We start from the raw sequence: 15,091 nt of genomic DNA on the forward strand, positions 1-15,091 counted from the left end.
AAAAAACCGACCTGCATCTATCTATAGCAGGTCGGTTTTGTATAAAATAAGAATGATCTAGTGTTTAGTGTTCACTCACTTCTCGGTGCTCGTAATCAGCGATCATTTCAGCTTCATAGTCTACTTTTTCACCTTTAGAAACTCTGTTTATGATTTTCTCCATAATTTGGTAAATTACAGGAACCACAACAAGCGTTAAGAATAATGAAGATATTAATCCACCAATAATTACCCAAGCCAGACCGTTTTTCCATTCGGCTCCAGCTCCTGATGCTAATGCAATAGGGAACATACCAAAAACCATGGCAATTGTAGTCATCAAAATAGGACGTAGTCTAGCATGATTGGCTTGAATTAAAGCCGTTCTTACTGTTTCACCAGCTTTACGTCTTTGATTGGTGTAATCTACCAACATGATCGCATTTTTACAAACCAGACCAATAAGCATTATGATACCCAAAATGGTAAATATGTTCAATGTATTATTGGTCAAAGCCAAAGCCAACATTGCTCCAATAAACGAAAGCGGAATGGCAAACAATACTACAAATGGATGCACAAAACTGTCATATAACGAAACCATTACCAGATAAACCAAAATAATAGCCGCTAATAATGCAATTCCTAACGTTCCAAAACCTTCAGCTTGGTTTTCTTGATCACCACCCCAAATGTAATTTACCCCAACAGGTTTTTTAAGCTTATCAATTTTTTCTTGCCACATTCCTACAATGGTACCAGAAGCAACTCCTACGTTTTGACCTTTTACCGTTACCGATGCTGATTTGTCTCTACGTTCTAGTTGACTTGGTCCAGAACCTTCGGTTACGGTTGCAAATTGATTCAATTTAATTTGCTGACCCATATCGTTTATGAAGATCAAGTTGCTTACATCGGCAATACTTTTTCTATCAAAAGCGTTGTATTTAATGTTGATGTCGTACTCGTATTCACCCGCTCTAAAACGTCCGTCAGTGTTTCCGCTAAAGGCCGTTTGCATTGTAATACCTACTGTTTGCAGGTTCAACCCAAGAGCAGCCATTTTATCACGATCTACTTTTACGTTCACTTCTGGATTACCGTCTTCAACAGATAATTCAATTTCGGTAGCTCCAGGAATTGTACGTAATTCTTTTTCGGCCGCTTTTGCAAAAAGCATAGCGCTAGCTACATCAGGACCTGTTACAATTAAATTCAAAGTAGCATCTTCAGCAGTACCTAAAATACCAACAGGAACTGTTTTTACCTTTGCACCCACTAAAATTTTTTCTAGTTTACGTTTGGTCTTAGCTGCATATACATTTGCAGGTTCATCACGCTTGTCTAAGCCTACCATTTTCACGTTGATTTCTGCTTTGTAAGCCGTAGCTTGTGAAGCACCTAATCCAGTACTGTTTTGTCCTACAGTTGTAATTTGACTAAAAACATATTCTTCTTTCGACAAGAAATCTTCTGCTTTTTGAGTCATGAAATTGGTTTGTTCCAATGACGCATCTTTTGGCATTTCTATTTGAACCAAGAACTCACCACTATCAGAAGCTGCAAAGAATTCTCCACCAATGAATCCACCACCTAATAAACTAATCATCGATCCAAAGAAGATCACAACTATAATCACTAAGGTTTTTACATAATGATCCAAACACCACTCTAATAATCTAGAGATCCAGTTTGTAAAACGAGTCAAGTAACTTTCAAACCCAAGAATTATTCTTCCAAAAAGGTTTTTACCAGTAATGTGTTCTAATCTACCATATCTTGAAGACAACCAAGGAATAATAGTAAACGATGCTACTAATGACAATAAGGTTGAGATAATTACTGTTACACAAAATTGCGTGATAATGTTTGATACTAAACCTGTACTCATAGCGATAGGTAAAAATACCACCACAATTACTAAAGTGATCGATACTACGGTCCCACCAATTTCGGCAGTACCATCATAAGCAGCTCGCACTTTGTTCTTGCCCATTTCCATGTGCCTATAAATATTCTCGAGTACCACAATGGCATCATCCACCAAGATACCTACTACAAGAGACAATCCTAATAAACTCATTAAGTTTAAGGTATAGCCCATCAAATAAATTCCGATAAACGTTGCAATTAACGAAGCCGGAATAGATACCATTACGATCAATGAGTTTCTGATACTGTGTAAGAAGAATAACATTACTAGCGCTACAAGAAGCACCGCAATAAGTAAATCATGAACTACTGCATCAGCCGCTTCAAGTGTAAAAACAGTACTGTCCTTAGCTACTGCAAGTTTTAGACCTACTGGTTTGTAATCCGATTCAAGTTTAGCAATGGTTTTCACCAACTCTTCACTTACCGCAACCGCATTCGCATCAGATTGTTTGATAATCTGTAAAATGATAGCGCTTTTTCGGTTTACACGTGCTACTTTTTCAGTAATTTTTTGACCATCTTGTACATCAGCAATATCGCTAAGACGTACTTGGATACCATTTCTAGAGGAAACAATTAGGTTTCTTAATTCGTCAACGTTTTTGTACTTTCCAGCTAATCGAATTAATATTTTTTGCTCACGAGTTTGAATGTTTCCGGTAGGGAAATCTAAGTTAGAAGCCAGAATATTTTGTTGAACCTGTGGAATAGAAAGTCCGTAGGCTTGCATTTTTACAGCATCTAGATTCACTTGGATTTCACGTTCTTGTCCACCAATAATATTTACTTGTGCCACACCTTCAACACGTGAAATAACGGGAGCTAATTTTTTGTCAACAAGATCGTAAAAAGCTACCTCGTCTAAATTTCCATTGGCACCAAGAGTCATAATTGGTAAATCACTCAAGGAGAATTTAGTTAAAGAGGGAGTTTCTACATCGTCAGGAAGTTCTCCTAAAACGGCATTAATTTTACGTTGCGCATCGTTCATTGAAATATTAACATCGGCTGTTGAAGTCAATGTGATCGATACAGTAGATAAACTTTCGTACGACTTAGAGTCTATTTTTTTTATGTTTTCAAGAGAGGCAATCGCGTCCTCAATTTTTTTAGTAACGGTATTTTCTACCTCACTAGGCGATGCTCCCGGGTAAATGGTAGCAATAGTAATTACGTTCGTTTCAAATTTCGGGATCAATTCGTACCCCAAATTGCTGTAACTGAACAGTCCACCAAGTGTTAGGATTGTAAACAATACAATCACTAACGACGGACGTTTTATGGATATTTCTGCTAATTTCATACTTTTTTTTCTTTATGACTTTAAGACTTTCGGTCTCTAGTCTTATTTAATAACCTCCACTTTGCTACCGTCTTGCAAATTGATTTGTCCCGTTACAATTATTTGCTCTCCTTCTTCAAGACCGTTTAAGATTTCTACTTTATCACCTAGAATTCTACCAGCAGTTACTGTTTTTAATTTAGCAGTTCCGTTTTCAATTACAAATACTTGATTGCTGCTTACACTACCTACAAAGGCATTTCTAGGAACAATTTTTAAAGCTTGTTTTTGTTGGTTTGATGCAAATTCTGCCGTACCATACATTCCTGCTTTTAGGTCTTTATTGGCATTGTTTGTGATTTCTATTTCTACTGGGAAGTTCAAAGTTTCATCCGCTTTTGCAGCAATAAATGTAATTTTTCCTGAGAAAGTTTTGTCTGGATACACACTGGCAACAACTGTTGTAGCGTTTCCTACTTTTAATCCAGCTACTTGACTTTCGTTTACGTTAACTTTTAATTTTAGTTTTGATACGTTTACAATATCAAATAATTGTGTTGCAGGCATTCCGGTAATTATAGATCCTACCTCAATGTGTTTTTTATTGATGAATCCGCTTATTGGTGCTTTGATTCTAGTATCACCTACGTTAATGTTGGCTTGTGTCAATTGTGACTTAGCATTTACCATTTGTAGTTTGGCTTGGTCTAGTTGTTGCTTGGTCACACCACCGGTTTTAAATGCGTTTTCAAATCGGTTGTAATCAGCCACTGCGTTTTGATAAATAGCATTTGCATTTTGCGCATTTACATTCACCACATCACTACGCACAATAGCAAGAGTTTGTCCTACGCTCACGTAATCACCTTCTTTGGCTAAAACTTTAGTTATTTTTCCTGATTTCTCCGCTGAAAATTTTAGTTCTTGCACCGGTTCAAAATTTCCATTTGAGGTAAAGTCAAGAGATACTACTTCTGTTTTTACCACATCAGTTCGTACCGATACTGTTGCATTTTTTTCAGCAACTACTGCAGTTTTAGCCTCGTTTTCTTTTTTGTTATTGGTTAAAATATATCCAATTACACCTAAACTACCTATGATGATTACAGCGGTTATTATAATTTTTTTCATTTTGATTATTTATTGGTTAATGTTTTTAGTTCTCCTTTTGCTTTTATTAATTGTATTTCAGCTAATTTGTAATCTAATAAGGCCGATGTGTAATTGTTTTGAGCTACAACAAGTTCACTTTCTGCTTCAAGTAAATCAGTAAGTGATGCTAAGCCTTGAATGTAGTTGTTGTTCGTATTTGTTAAAACTTCTTGAGCAAGTTTTGCGTTCTCTTTTTGATTGTTGATCGATACAATACTATTCTCGATTTGCGTTTTTGCATTGCTGTATTCTAAATCCAATGCCAATTTTGTTTCTTCTAAATCTACTTTTATAGAAGCAAGTTTGTTACTAGCTTGGCTTACTCTTGCTTTTGTTCCAAATCCTGAAAAGATTGGAATACGTAAATTCAGTCCTACAGAAGCAAAGTCTGACCAATAAACGCCATCTGATGGTTTCTTGAACCAAGGCATTTCTGGACCTTGACCGATGAAGTTATATCCGCCTGTAAGCGATAAACTTGGGTAATAAGCTGCTTCAATAGATTTTTTTTGGTACTCCAGTAATTGTTCGTTCTTTTTAAGTAGCAAATATTCAGTTCTAGTTGTTGTATCTGGAGCTAGTGAAAGTGCACTTGGAGTAATCTCAAATTCTGTTTCTGGAATAGAAATGGCCGTATTTACAGGTAAACCCATAAAAAATTTTAAAGCGTTTTCTTGTAAAGTGACAGCGTTCAGAGTTTGTTGTCGCAGAGTATTAATGTTTGAGATACGAACTAGCGTTCTATCTAAATCAATTTTTTTAGCCAGTCCGTTATCATATTGTCCTTGAATGATGTCCTTAACTTTTGTGGTATTTTTAAGGTTGTTATCAAGTACAGTTAAGTTTTGACGCGTTACATAAACTTGGTAGTATGCATTAGCTACGCGCTCTATAACTTGCTCTTCAGTTAATTGTGCGTTTATTTGGTAAAACTCACGAGTTGATTTTGCCGCTTTCAAACCTATAAAAACAGCTTGGTCGTATAAGGCTTGATTAAGGGAAACTCCCGCTGTTGAGTTCCATTTTTGACCAAACGCAGCTTGAATTGTGGTTCCTGGTGCGCCAAATCCAGCGCCGTCAATTACAGTAGTTTGCAAGATAGGGTTGTAGTTTAAGCTACCATTTGCTGAAATTTGAGGCAAAGCCCTTGAACGAACTTCTTGAATTTCGTATTCCCCTCTTTCTACTTGTAATCTTGCCTTTTTCGCATCGGCTTTGTTTTCAAGTGCGTACGTAATAGCATCTTTTAAAGTTAGGCTTTTTAGTTCTTGTGCATGAATGCTTATGGACAGCAGCACGGTCATTAGTATGATTATTTTTCTCATTTTATAAACTTGATTTAATTAAATTTCTTTCTAGTTCCAGTATGCCATTTTCTGTTGCCATAGCTCTGGTATGGTATTGTAATGCTTCCATTTCAAGTGCAAATGCTTCTCGTTCTGATCTAATGTTTTCGTTAATCGAAAAAATTAAAGTATAGTAAAACTTGATGTAAGCGTCTATGTTTAAGTCTTTTCTATATAAACCTTGTACAATTCCTTTCTCTATGTTTTTCCTAAAACAGGACTCGCACATTTCCACTTGATCAGATAATACTTTTTGGTACACTTCGGGGTAATGTTTTTTTAATTGGTACACCGGCGAAGTATCAGTAGACTTAAACATGTTTTCAAACATACGTCTGATTTCAAAATTCTCTTCAATGGCATTAAAATCTTGAGAGGTTATCGTGTTTATGATCGTGTTTACTTCGGTATGAATTACTTGAACACTCTCTTCGATAAGTAACTCTTTGTTAGCAAAATACTTGTAAATTGTTTTTTTTGAAATACACATTTCGCCAGCAATATCGTCCATAGTGATACTCTTGAAACCGAGTTTCAAAAACATTTCCTTAGCTTTAGATATAATTTTCTCTTTCATTGTAATTGTGCAATTATAATTGGTTTTCTTTTTGGAGTTTATAGCTGTTCTACAGCTGTTTAAAATCTATGCAAAGATAATACGGAAACTTTAGATACTAAATAAGTTTCCTTTTTATTAGTAATTATTTAACGTTAGCTTTTTATAATTTGTTAAACTGTAAATTCTAGATTGGCAATTAACTTAATGTCTTGACCTAGAGATAGTCCACCTGCTTGTTGGAAAGTATTTGGTGTTAACCCAAAGTCTTTGCGATTGATATTGGCCGTGATTTCAAAAGCAGCTTTTTTGTTGCCATTGTACGCGTTAATTCCAATAAACTCTGCATCAAGTTCTACCGATTTGGTGATATTTTTAATGGTAAGATTTCCTTTTAAGAAATTGATATTGGGAGTGACTTTTTCAAATGAAGTAGATTTAAAGCTAATCAATGGATATTCCTTCACATTAAAGAAATCATTCATCTTTAAGTGATTGTCTATTTGTTCTAATGTAGCGTCTCTGTTATTTACATCTAGTGAAAAAGCGATTGATGCATCGGCTATTTCATTATTATCTATGTCAATATGACCGTCAAATTCATTGATGCTGCCCGCTAAATACGCAATGATAGAGTGTCTCATTTTAATAAGAACATCAGATTGATTCGAGTCAATGGTCCAAGTGGTTTTCATAAGGATTTGAATAGGTTAAAATTAGAAAAGAAAGCAACAATGTTTTCATTTGGGAAAGTAGAAAACAGTTACCATCAATTTCGAGTGCAAATGTAAGACGGAAACTTTAAATACCAAATAAGTTTCCTGAGTATTTAGATTTATTTAACGTTTGAGTAACTTTAACATTTTAGCTAGTTTGAAGTTTTTTGAGTTTCTTTGCGGATATAAAGTTCAAAAGTTGGGATATTTTGTATTCCTTTTTTAATTTTAAACGCTAAACAAAACAACAATGCACAATATCGTTCAATATCAAGAGTTCCTTTCTGCTTATTTGCAATCTCAATATGAAACCAAAGAACCAAGGAATTTATATGAGCCTATTCATTATATTTTAGATTTAGGTGGTAAAAGAATGCGTCCTGTACTTACTTTAATGAGTGCTGAAGTTTTTGATGCCGATTATAAAAAAGCACTTCCAGCAGCTTTAGCGGTGGAGGTTTTTCATAATTTTTCATTGGTACATGATGATATTATGGACGATGCTCCTTTGAGAAGAGGACATGAAACGGTTCATGAAAAATGGAATATCAATACTGGAATTTTATCTGGGGATGCGATGTTGATCTTGGCTTATCAGTATTTTGAGCAATACGAGCCGTTGATTTTTAGAGATTTAGCCAAGTTATTTAGCAAAACAGCTCTTGAAGTTTGTGAAGGGCAACAGTGGGATGTTGATTTTGAAGATCGTACAGATGTTACTATTCCTGAATATTTAAAAATGATTCAGTATAAAACAGCTGTTTTAGTGGCAGCAGCCATGAAAATGGGAGCAATTATTGCCGAAACTTCAGTAGAGAATGCAAATTTAATTTATGATTTTGGACTTAACTTAGGATTGGCTTTCCAATTGCAAGATGACTTTTTAGACGCTTTTGGAAACCCAGAAACTTTTGGAAAACAAGTAGGCGGAGATATCATTGAAAACAAAAAAACCTATTTATACCTTAAAGCAGTTGCTTTTTCAAATGAAAAAGAAGCGGAGGAACTGAAAAGTCTTTTTTCAATTCAGCCAGAAGACAGCACAGATAAGATAGAACGTGTAAAGGCACTTTTTAATAGTTCAGGTGCGTCCAAAGCTACTCAGGATGCCATTCAAGATTTTACGTTTAAGGCGTTCCAAACGCTGGACAAAATGAACATCAGTATCGAGAAAAAGGAAATGTTGAGAGCTTTTGGTGAAAACCTAATGGGAAGGAAAGTATAATTCAAATTCAAAAACAATTTTAAATTTCAATAACATTGTTGATATTGAAAATTGATACTTAGTGTTTAAAAAGAAGTAAATTATACCTAATAACAATTGAAAATTGATCTTAACATTGCCATTGAAATTTTAAACATATGTTTGTAGCCCCTAAAAACACCGATTTACTACTTTCTGAAGCAGAAGGCCACAACTTGTATTTAAAATTAGTAGAACAATTGAACAAGGATTTTAATTTAGCTAATGAAGCTATAGATTTTCCGTTGAGCACCTCTCCAACTGAATTGAAGTTGCAATTACATGAAAAAATCTACCGACTCATTCAATACAAGTTTGCTGAATACCTTAATTTACTTTACATCATTGATGTCTCCGAAGAAGAAATCAAAAAACTCGATGGATCTGATTTGGTAATTCTAGCGGAACAAGTTGCTTTCTTAATTCTAAAAAGAGAATGGCAAAAAGTATGGTTTAAAAACAAATACAAATAAAGCTTTCAAAGCAACTGTTTAAGTAAATTCAAACTAAAAATAAAACCTCACAAAAGGCATAAAACGGCTTCCGTAAATATTGTTTTCATCTTGAAGAACATTGTAGCGCACACCCATAGTTGCAAATCCAGAGCGATAACCTGCTCCCAAGAATAGACCAGTGCTCCAGAAACTTTGAGAATTGCTATTAGATCCGTCTAAGTTTACGTTTACTCTAAGTTGTTCTAATTCTGCAGAAAGCTGGATTTCTGGTAACGGATTTAATAACCCGATAACGCTTCCTCCGTATAGGTGTGAGGCAAAACTGTTTTGTTGTTTTAGGTATTTATATTGCAAACCAAGTCCTATGGATCCATATTCATTTACATTATAAATGGCGCTGGGTGCCAAAGAAATATCTGTAAATCCCGATCCGAAACCAAGACCTATTCCGCCGCCAAATTGTACTTTATCCCAAAATTGTTGCTCTTTTGGAGTAGATGTATTGTCTTGCTGTGCCTTCATCTCATTTAAAAAAAACAAGGCAAATAATACAAAAAGGTTTCTAAAACGATTGAAAAAACATTTCATAGCTATAAGTTTTTAGTTTTTTAACAATATTCAATGTAAAAGTATCTTAAAATAAATTATAAATTTATTGTATTATCGTACTTTTGCCAAACTATTTTAACAAAAAAGTATATTCACTACATATTATGGATAGGTTTTCATTTTTAAACGCAGCACATACCGAATTTTTTGCCCAGTTATACGATCAATATTTAGAGAATCCAGATAGCGTGGAGCCAAGTTGGAGAAGTTTTTTTCAAGGTTTTGACTTTGGAATGACAACTTACAATGAAGAAAATCCAGTAGCACAGTTGGCAAATTTTGCCTCGACAAATACTGATGTAAGTTTAGTTTCGGATAAACTACAAAAAGAATTTAATGTTCTTAAACTGATAGATGGATACCGCACCAGAGGTCATTTGTTTACAAAAACAAACCCAGTAAGAGAAAGACGTACTGCATCTCCTACACTTGATATTACTAATTTTGGCTTATCAGCTGCAGATTTAAATACTGTTTTTGATGCTGCAAAAGCAATCAATATCCAGCCATGTACGCTTCAAGAAATTGTAACACACTTAGATAAAATATACTGCCAGCACATAGGTATTGAGTATATGTACATTCGTAAACCTGAGGTGGTAGAGTGGATTCAGAAAAAACTAGGGGTTAATGATAATCAACCTAAGTTTTCTGCAGAGGAGAAAAAAGTTATTTTAAATAAATTAAATCAAGCTGTTTCTTTTGAAAACTTTTTACACACAAAATATGTGGGGCAAAAACGTTTTTCACTTGAGGGTGGGGAATCAGTTATACCTGCACTTGATGCACTTATCGAGAGAGCAGCAGAGAAAGGTGTTGAGCAGTTTGTAATGGGAATGGCTCACCGAGGTAGATTGAATGTTTTGGCCAATATTTTTGGAAAATCTACTCAAGATATCTTTAGTGAATTTGATGGTAAAGATTACGACCAAGAGTATTTTGATGGAGATGTTAAATACCATTTAGGTTTAACCGCTGATAAAGTTACCAGATCAGGAAAAAAAATAAATATCAATTTAGCTCCTAACCCTTCTCACTTAGAGACTGTAGGAGCAGTTATTGAAGGAATTACGCGTGCCAAACAAGATAAATATTTCCCAGAAGATTTCTCTAAAGTATTGCCTATTGCTGTTCACGGTGATGCGGCCATTGCAGGCCAAGGAATTTTGTATGAAATTGTTCAAATGGCACAACTGGACGGATACAAAACAGGCGGAACCATTCATATTGTGATCAATAACCAAGTAGGTTTTACCACAAATTATCTTGATGCCCGTTCATCTACGTATTGTACCGATGTTGCAAAGGTTACGCTCTCGCCGGTATTGCATGTAAATGCTGATGATGCAGAGTCTGTTGTGCATGCTATGCAGTTTGCATTAGATTTCCGTATGCAGTTTGGGTGTGATGTATTCATTGATTTATTAGGATATAGAAAATACGGACATAATGAAGGTGACGAACCTCGTTTTACACAGCCCGTTTTATATAAAATTATTGCAAAGCACAAAAATCCTAGAGATTTATATGCTGAAAAATTACTTTCAGAAGGAGTTATTACTGCTGATTTAGTAAAAACATTAGAAAAAGAATATAAAGACGATCTAGATCACAACCTAGAAGCTTCCCGTAAAAAAGATTTAACAATCATTACCCCTTTCATGCAAAACGAATGGGATGGATACGAGCAAGTTTCTAATGATGTGATGCTAGAAAAAGTGAACACTAAAGTTGACAAAGCCACTTTAGATTCTATAATAAATACGGTTTCTAGCTTACCAACAGATAAAAAATTCATCAACAAAATCACAAAAATTGTTACTGATAGAAAAACAGTTTATGATAACAATACCATTGACTGGGGAACTGCAGAGACTCTTGCTTATGGATCTTTGTTGACAGAAGGTTATGATATTCGAATTTCAGGGCAAGACGTTGAACGTGGTACTTTTTCGCACCGTCATGCTGTTGTTAAAGTTGAGGATTCTGAGGAAGAAGTAGTATTATTGGATCACATCCAAAACAAAAAAGGAAACTTCCGTATTTTCAATTCCTTCCTTTCAGAATATGGTGTTCTTGGTTTTGATTACGGGTATGCACTAGCAAATCCTAATGCACTTACCATTTGGGAAGCACAATTTGGGGATTTCTCTAATGGAGCTCAAATCATGATTGACCAGTACATTTCTTGTGGCGAAGACAAATGGAACAACCAGAACGGGATTGTTTTATTGTTGCCTCATGGGTATGAAGGGCAAGGAGCAGAGCACTCATCAGCAAGAATGGAACGTTATTTACAACTTTGCGCACGTCACAACATGTACGTTGCCGATTGTACAACGCCAGCCAACTTTTTTCACTTGTTGAGAAGACAAATGAAAACCAATTTCCGTAAGCCGCTAGTTGTGTTTTCACCAAAAAGTTTATTGCGTGATCCAAGATGTGTTTCTACAGTTGAGGAATTAGCCAATGGAGAATTTCAAGAAACTATTGATGACGCTACAGTAAACAAAGCAGAAGTTAAGACCCTAGTATTCTGTACAGGTAAATTTTACTATGATATTGTAGCCGAAAGAACCAACAACGGTCGTAATGATGTTGCAGTAGTTCGTGTGGAGCAATTGTTTCCACTGCCGGTTGACCAACTTAAAGCAATAATTGCGCAGTATCCTAATGCAGATGATTATGTTTGGGCACAAGAAGAACCTAAGAACATGGGAGCTTACAGTTATATGTTGATGAACTTTGATTTGGTAAAATGGAGATTAGCATCTCTAAAAGCTTATGCGGCACCAGCAGCAGGAAGTTACACCAGAGCAAAAAGACGTCACGCTGATGCAATTAGAATGGTATTTGACAAAAATTTATTTAGATAAAAAATAGTTTAAAGTTTAAGGTTTAAAGCTACTTTTGGGTGACTTTGAACTTTAAACAATTCACACCTTAAACAATAACAAAGATGATTTTAGAAATGAAAGTCCCTTCGCCAGGGGAATCTATAAAAGAAGTTGAAATTGCAACTTGGTTAGTAAAAGATGGAGATTATGTAGAAAAAGATCAAGCAATTGCAGAGGTTGATTCAGACAAAGCAACACTTGAATTGCCAGCTGAAGCTAGCGGAATCATTACATTAAAAGCTGAAGAAGGTGATGCTGTAGCAGTAGGAGCAGTAGTTTGCTTGATTGACACTAGTGCAGCTAAACCATCAGGTGATGCACCAGCGGCAGCAGTTGATCCCGAGACTTCGGGAGCAAAAGCAGTTGTAGAAACTGTAGCTCCAAAAGCGGCACCAGTGGCACAAACACCACCATCAGCAGCTGAAGGACATGCATCTCCAGCAGCAAGAAAAATATTAGACGAAAAAAACATAGCGCCAACCACTATTTCAGGTACGGGTAAAGGCGGAAGAATTACAAAAGAAGATGCTGTAAATGCAGTGCCATCAATGGGAACTCCTACTGGAGGATCTCGTGGTACAGAGCGTACGAAGTTATCAATGTTGCGTCGTAAGGTAGCAGAAAGATTAGTTGCTGCTAAAAACGAAACAGCCATGTTGACTACTTTTAATGAAGTAAACATGACACCTATCAACTTGATCCGTAATGAATATAAGGATGCTTTCAAAGCAAAACATGGTGGAGTAGGATTAGGTTACATGTCATTTTTTACAAAAGCAGTAACTAGAGCTTTACAATTGTATCCAGATGTAAACTCTATGATGGATGGGGATTACAAAGTAGCTTACGATTTCTGTGATATTTCTATTGCTGTATCTGGACCAAAAGGTCTTATGGTTCCTGTGGTTCGTAATGCTGAAAACTTAACTTTCCGTGGTGTTGAGGCTGAGATTAAACGTTTGGCTTTAAGAGCACGTGACGGTCAAATTACAGTAGATGATATGACTGGTGGAACGTTCACAATTACTAACGGTGGTGTGTTTGGTTCTATGTTGTCAACTCCAATCATCAATCCTCCACAGTCAGGAATTTTAGGAATGCACAACATAATTGAACGTCCTATTGCTGTAAATGGTAAAGTGGAAATTCACCCAATGATGTATGTGGCACTTTCTTATGACCACAGAATTATTGATGGTCGTGAGTCTGTTGGTTTCTTAGTAGCAGTAAAAGAAGCTTTAGAAAACCCAATGGAATTATTGATGGACAACAATCCTAAAAAAGCATTAGAATTGTAATCAGAAAGAATATAATTTTTCAAAATAAAAAAACCCGACTGTACTCAACAAGTCGGGTTTTTTGATGGTTTATATTTACTTAGTTTTTTATAATTTTTACTGTTTTTTTAACTCCATCTGATGTTACTTTTAAAAAATAAATACCTGCAGAGAAATTAGATAAATCAATTTCAGCACTCAGACTATTAGGTTTCTGGGTTAAAATAGTTTTTCCTTTTACAGAGATAAATATTAGCTCGTCAATAATGGAATCATTTGAAATTGAAATAACGTTTTTCACTGGATTTGGATAATAAGAAAAGTTTTTTAATGCCAATTCATCTATGCCCAACGTGCTAGATTTTACAGTTACCGCTAGTCTTTGCACACTTTCAATTCCGTTTATCGTTTGTGATGCATAATAAGTGGTTCCATCCACAATAACAGTGGTTAATGGCAAAGGAACTTGGCTTGTTTTATTTGTTTTTCCAGCCAATGGATTCTGATTCAAATACCATTTAATATTTTGACCTTCAACGACAAGATCGGCCAATGTTTGACCGGCCTTGAATTCTATGGTTAATTTGGGTTGTCCATTTATCAGCGGAGATGGCGTATTTACAACAATTGGATTTTGGGTTGTACATCCATTATTATCTCTTATAGTAACTACGTAATTTCCTGGAATTAGATTATTAAAGGTGTTATTAACTTGGAAAACCTGTCCATTATCTACTGAATATGAATAAGGAGATACCCCGCCTGATGCAGTTACTATTACAGATTGATTGCTGCTAACAGTTGTGGCTGTTAAATCAAGAGGTTCGGTTATGGTTGCTGTTGCAGTAGCCAGGCAATTGCTAGAATCTGTTACGGTGATAATATGTGTTCCAGCTGGTAAGCCTGTAAATACAGTACTGGCTTGGCTAGGTCCGTTATTTAATGAATACTTGTAAGGTAAAGTACCTCCTGCTGTAATGACGGTAATAGAGCCATCCGCATTACCACTACAATTTACGGATGTACTAGCAGCGGTAATTACAAGAGGTGGTAGTTGATTAATAGTTATAACCATATTAAAAACATTCAAGCAGCCAAGGGCATCTTTTACGTCGAAAGAGTAGCTACCAGGAAGTAAGTTATCAAAAACATTATTTGGTGTAAATGAACTTCCGTTTTTAGAATAGGTGTATGGAGCAGTGCCTCCTATCGCAGTAACGGTTACAGAGCCATTGTTTATGCAATCTATTTGTTTAATGATCGCAGTAGGAATAATAGTGGAGTTTACTATCAAATTAAAATAATTTGTAGTAATGTTTCCAAGGTTATTAATTCTTGCATAAATAGTTTGCGATGTCACGCCATTAGCTGGAGTAGCAGTAATGGTAAAATTAGTAGGGTTAGAGATTGTATTGGCACCACTTAAGGCATCTGCGGCTGTAAGATGATACGTTACTGTAGTTTGAGTAGGGTTTAAATTCCCAACCAGTAAAGAGTAGTTTTGTGTTAAATTAAAAATTTTAGTGCCTGCGCAATTGGTCAAATTAGCAACTTGAGCGTAAAAACTCAATGACGTGAATAAAAAAAAGGAAAGTAAAATTTTCTTCATAGTTGATTAGGTATTAGGCGTATAAAAAAAACAGT

At 35.5% G+C, this 15,091-nt stretch carries 11 protein-coding genes; 4 read left to right on the forward strand and 7 right to left on the reverse strand.

The genetic code is table 11. The annotated features are described in order from the left end of the window. Positions 1–64: 64 nt before the first annotated feature. The 5 genes from LQ189_RS00045 to LQ189_RS00065 all read right to left on the reverse strand — a co-directional run bounded on the left by LQ189_RS00045 (position 65) and on the right by LQ189_RS00065 (position 6,945). Complete coding sequence (locus LQ189_RS00045) at positions 65–3,217, reverse strand: efflux RND transporter permease subunit (protein ID WP_210790368.1); 3,153 nt, start codon at positions 3,215–3,217, stop codon at positions 65–67. A 42-nt stretch (positions 3,218–3,259) separates the two neighbouring features. Beyond that, positions 3,260–4,327: an efflux RND transporter periplasmic adaptor subunit gene (locus LQ189_RS00050; protein WP_230153772.1), complete on the reverse strand. Its 1,068-nt coding sequence runs from the start codon at positions 4,325–4,327 to the stop codon at positions 3,260–3,262. Between the two features lie 5 nt (positions 4,328–4,332). Further along, on the reverse strand, positions 4,333–5,673 hold the full coding sequence (locus tag LQ189_RS00055) for a TolC family protein (protein WP_230153773.1): 1,341 nt from the start codon (positions 5,671–5,673) through the stop codon (positions 4,333–4,335). 1 nt (position 5,674) lies between these two features. Further along, the gene (locus tag LQ189_RS00060) at positions 5,675–6,271 is read right to left on the reverse strand and encodes a TetR/AcrR family transcriptional regulator (RefSeq protein ID WP_230153774.1); all 597 of its coding nucleotides are present in this window, start codon (positions 6,269–6,271) and stop codon (positions 5,675–5,677) included. 152 nt (positions 6,272–6,423) lie between these two features. Further along, complete coding sequence (locus LQ189_RS00065) at positions 6,424–6,945, reverse strand: YceI family protein (RefSeq protein ID WP_230153775.1); 522 nt, start codon at positions 6,943–6,945, stop codon at positions 6,424–6,426. A gap of 271 nt (positions 6,946–7,216) precedes the next feature. Between LQ189_RS00065 and LQ189_RS00070 the strand changes: the two genes are divergently transcribed. Together LQ189_RS00070 and LQ189_RS00075 are read left to right on the forward strand one after the other, a co-directional pair. Beyond that, positions 7,217–8,191: a polyprenyl synthetase family protein gene (locus LQ189_RS00070; protein ID WP_230153776.1), complete on the forward strand. Its 975-nt coding sequence runs from the start codon at positions 7,217–7,219 to the stop codon at positions 8,189–8,191. Positions 8,192–8,328: 137 nt separating this feature from the next. Beyond that, positions 8,329–8,682 (forward strand): hypothetical protein, encoded by a 354-nt coding sequence (locus LQ189_RS00075; protein ID WP_230153777.1) that lies wholly within the window; start codon positions 8,329–8,331, stop codon positions 8,680–8,682. 33 nt (positions 8,683–8,715) lie between these two features. Here the strand turns inward: LQ189_RS00075 and LQ189_RS00080 are convergent, their stop codons facing one another. Beyond that, positions 8,716–9,252, reverse strand: coding sequence for a hypothetical protein (locus tag LQ189_RS00080; RefSeq protein WP_230153778.1), 537 nt, complete (start codon positions 9,250–9,252; stop codon positions 8,716–8,718). Positions 9,253–9,377: 125 nt separating this feature from the next. Between LQ189_RS00080 and LQ189_RS00085 the strand changes: the two genes are divergently transcribed. Then, positions 9,378–12,149, forward strand: a complete 2,772-nt coding sequence (locus tag LQ189_RS00085) for a 2-oxoglutarate dehydrogenase E1 component (protein ID WP_230153779.1) — start codon at positions 9,378–9,380, stop codon at positions 12,147–12,149. Between the two features lie 83 nt (positions 12,150–12,232). Further along, positions 12,233–13,468 (forward strand): 2-oxoglutarate dehydrogenase complex dihydrolipoyllysine-residue succinyltransferase, encoded by a 1,236-nt coding sequence (odhB, locus tag LQ189_RS00090; RefSeq protein ID WP_230153780.1) that lies wholly within the window; start codon positions 12,233–12,235, stop codon positions 13,466–13,468. A 79-nt stretch (positions 13,469–13,547) separates the two neighbouring features. Here odhB and LQ189_RS00095 read toward each other — a convergent pair whose 3' ends face one another. After that, positions 13,548–15,056: a T9SS type A sorting domain-containing protein gene (locus LQ189_RS00095; protein ID WP_230153781.1), complete on the reverse strand. Its 1,509-nt coding sequence runs from the start codon at positions 15,054–15,056 to the stop codon at positions 13,548–13,550. Positions 15,057–15,091 lie beyond the last annotated feature (35 nt).

Origin of the sequence: Flavobacterium sp. CECT 9288 (assembly GCF_918731615.1) — a bacterium.
GTDB lineage: Bacteria > Bacteroidota > Bacteroidia > Flavobacteriales > Flavobacteriaceae > Flavobacterium.